This is a genomic window from Pseudomonas sp. SDO524_S393 (assembly GCF_054071875.1).
This window is the reverse complement of sequence record NZ_JBSVVZ010000136.1, coordinates 1-3,558: the sequence shown is the minus strand read 5'-3', so window position 1 is coordinate 3,558 and position 3,558 is coordinate 1. Positions and strand designations below refer to the sequence as shown.

At 60.8% G+C, this 3,558-nt stretch carries 3 protein-coding genes; 1 reads left to right on the top strand and 2 read right to left on the bottom strand.

What is annotated here, in order from left to right; translation table 11 throughout:
- Window positions 1-97: 97 nt before the first annotated feature.
- Both ACW9IB_RS29285 and ACW9IB_RS29280 read right to left on the bottom strand, forming a co-directional pair.
- The gene (locus ACW9IB_RS29285; RefSeq protein WP_457416786.1) at window positions 98-568 is read right to left on the bottom strand and encodes a MaoC family dehydratase; all 471 of its coding nucleotides are present in this window, start codon (window positions 566-568) and stop codon (window positions 98-100) included.
- Between the two features lie 57 nt (window positions 569-625).
- Window positions 626-1,570, bottom strand: a complete 945-nt coding sequence (locus ACW9IB_RS29280; protein WP_457416784.1) for an alpha/beta hydrolase — start codon at window positions 1,568-1,570, stop codon at window positions 626-628.
- Between the two features lie 209 nt (window positions 1,571-1,779).
- Here ACW9IB_RS29280 and fadD2 point away from each other — a divergent pair, with 209 nt between their 5' ends.
- Entirely contained in the window at window positions 1,780-3,468 is a 1,689-nt protein-coding gene (fadD2, locus tag ACW9IB_RS29275; RefSeq protein ID WP_457369062.1) for a long-chain-fatty-acid--CoA ligase FadD2, read from the top strand.
- The last annotated feature ends 90 nt before the right edge of the window (window positions 3,469-3,558 follow it).

Here is a 3,558-nt window from a genome sequence, read left to right as displayed (position 1 = left end):
GTGGTAGATCAGTCACCATAGCGGTGACTGACCGTCCGTCTTCGCGAGCAAGCCCGCTCCCACACAAGCCCGCTCCCACATTTATTTTGCGTGGACTTTAGCCAATGCTGATCGGCGGCAACTGGGTCAGTTCCACCACTTGTTGCTTGCGCGGGGCCAGAATCTCGGCCTCACCGTCCACCACCAACTCATCGCGCTGGTTGAAGACACGCGTGGCGATGCGCACTCGGAATTTGGGCAGCTTCTCAAGGATTTCCAGGCGCACGGTCAGGGTGTCGCCGATCTTCACCGGCTTCTGGAAGCTCATCTGTTGGCCGATGTAAATAGTGCCCGGCCCAGGCAGCTCACAGGCTACCGCCGCGCTGATCAGCGCACCGCTGAACATGCCGTGGGCGATACGCTCCTTGAACATGGTCGCCTTGGCGTATTCGGCATCCAAGTGCACCGGGTTGTGGTCGCCCGACATGGCGGCGAACAGCTGGATGTCGCGTTCTTCGACGAGTTTGCTGTAGCTGGCGGTCTGGCCGACTTCGAGGGCTTCGTACGGAGTGTTGGTAACCTGAGTCATCTAAAGGTGCATCCTGTGGCTAATCGGTAATGTAATGATCTGATTTTACTGGAAAAATTATTCGCAGCGGGCGGGTCTGCGCAACGTCAGGGCGTGTTCCAGCCACGTCAGCACATCCGCTGTGACTTCGTCGCGATTGGTTTCATTGAACACTTCGTGACGCGCCTGCGGGTAAATATTCAATTGCAAGTGCTGGCAGCCGGCGTCACGCAGGGCATGGGCCAGGCTTTTGAGACGTTTGCCCTCGCTGACCGGATCACATTCGCCGCCGATCACCAGGATCGGCAGGCCAGGGTCGATCTGCGCGAGATTGGACGCTTTGCTGATCTGCTGCAAGCCGCCCAACAGGTCGATCCACAGCTGGTTGGTGCAGCGGAAACCGCAGAGTGGGTCATTGATATAGCGATCGACCTCCACTGGGTCGCGGCTGAGCCAGTCGAACGCCGTGCGATTGGGCTTGAACGCCTTGTTGAACGAACCGAACGACAGGAACTCGATCAGCGCACTGCGCCCCCGCACGCCCTGACGCAGGCGTTCGGCCCGGGCGATCAACCGCGCGGCACGGTACAGCGCCACCGGTTGGAAATTCGAGCCGCTGAGAATCGCCCCGTTCAGGCTGGCGCTGTGGTGCAACAGATAGGCCTGGGCGATGTAGCTGCCCATGCTGTGGCCCAGCAGGATGATCGGCACGCCCGGCTGTTGCTGGCCGATATGCTGGTTGAGGCTGGCGAGGTCGCCCACCACTTTGTTCCAGCCATCCTGTTCGGCGTAGAGGCCCAGGGTGCCTGTGTCGGCGGTACGGCCATGACCACGCTGGTCGAGGGCATACACGCCATATCCTGCCCCGCACAAGGCGTCGGCCAGGCGCGCGTAGCGGCCGCTGTGTTCGGCCATGCCATGGGACAACATGACCACGGCCCTGGCCCCGCCTTCGGGCAGCCATTGATTGACGTACAGGCGGCTGTGGTCATTCGCGGTCAGCCAGAAGGTGCTGTGGTTCATGGCGCTTCCTTTGCTCGGGGTCGTTGCAGTGTATAGCTCATCTGCGGGAGACCGGGGTATCTGCCTACACATCAGGGGCAAGATTCATACAATCAATGACACGATTACCCGTATTTGCCTGTTTGGCCATAGCTGCTAACGTCCCCAAAGCTCCGCTTTTCATGCAGTGCAAAAGCGGCCGGACACACTCAGGTAAGAGGACAAGAATAATGCAACCTGATTTCTGGAATGACAAACGCGCGGCGGGCGTTGCCAATGATATCGACCTGACCACCTACAAGTCGGTGATCGAAGTCTTCGAGCGCTCCTGCAAGGCCTTTGCCGACCGTCCGGCATTCAGCAACATGGGCATCACCCTGACTTATGCCGAGCTGGAGCGCCAGAGCGCGGCGTTCGCCGGTTACCTGCAAAACCACACCGACCTCAAGCCCGGCGAGCGCATCGCCGTGCAGATGCCCAACGTGCTGCATTACCCGATTGCCGTGTTCGGCGCCCTGCGTGCGGGGTTGATTGTGGTCAACACCAACCCGCTGTACACCCCGCGCGAGATGCGCCATCAGTTCAAGGACGCCGGCGTGCGTGCGCTGGTCTACCTCAACCTGTTCGGCTCGCGGGTGCAGGAAGTGTGCGCCGACACCGAGATCGATTACCTGATCGAAGCCAAAATGGGGGATTTCATGCCCGCCGCCAAAGGCTGGCTGGTCAACACCGTGGTCGACAAGGTGAAGAAGATGGTGCCGGCCTATCACTTGCCGCGCGCGGTCTCGTTCAAACGCGCCCTGCGCATGGGCGCGGGTCTGGGCGTGACCCGCCATCCCGTGACACTCGATGACATCGCCGTGCTGCAATACACCGGCGGCACCACCGGCCTGGCCAAGGGCGCGATGCTCACCCACGGCAATCTGGTGGCCAATATGCAGCAGGCGCGCGCATGCATGTCCCAGGTCTCCGACGATGGCCAGCCGCTGATAAAGGAAGGGCAGGAGGTGATGATCGCGCCGCTGCCGCTGTACCACATCTATGCGTTCACGGCGAACTGCATGTGCATGATGGTGACCGGCAACCACAACGTGCTGATCACCAATCCGCGGGACATCGGCGGCTTTATCAAGGAGCTGAAAAAATGGCGGTTCTCCTGCCTGCTGGGGCTGAACACCTTGTTTGTCGCGTTGATGGATCATCCGGACTTCAAGACCCTGGACTTCTCTCACCTGAAGATCACCAACTCCGGCGGCACCGCGCTGGTCAAGGCCACGGCTGAGCGCTGGAAGGCCCTGACCGGTTGCTCCATCGGCGAGGGTTACGGCCTGACCGAAACCTCGCCGGTGGCCAGCACCAATCCCTATGGCAACCAATCGCGGCTGGGCACCGTGGGGATTCCGGTGCCGGGCACAGCGATGAAGGTGATCGATGACGAAGGGCGCGAATTGCCCCTGGGCGAGCGGGGCGAGTTGTGCATCAAGGGCCCGCAGGTGATGAAGGGCTACTGGCAACAGCCGGTCGCCACCGCCGAGACCCTCGACGCCGAGGGTTGGCTCAAGACCGGCGATATCGCCCTGATCGACAGCGATGGCTTCGTGAGCATCGTCGACCGCAAGAAAGACCTGATCATCGTTTCGGGTTTCAATGTGTACCCCAACGAGATCGAGGACGTGGTGATGGCGCACCCGGCGGTAGCCAACTGCGCGGTGATCGGCGTGCCGGACGAGCGCACCGGGGAGGCAGTGAAGCTGTTCGTGGTGGCACGTGCCCAGGGCGTGAGCCTTGAGGAGCTGAAGACCTACTGCAAGGCCAATTTCACCGGCTACAAAGTGCCCAAGCACATTGTGTTGCGTGAGTCGTTGCCGATGACGCCGGTGGGCAAGATTCTGCGGCGGGAATTGCGCGACATCGCCTGATCATGAATTGAAATGCAATAAAAAATGTGGGAGCGGGCTTGCTCGCGAAGACGGACTGTCAGTCAACGCCATGTTGACTGGCCCACCGCT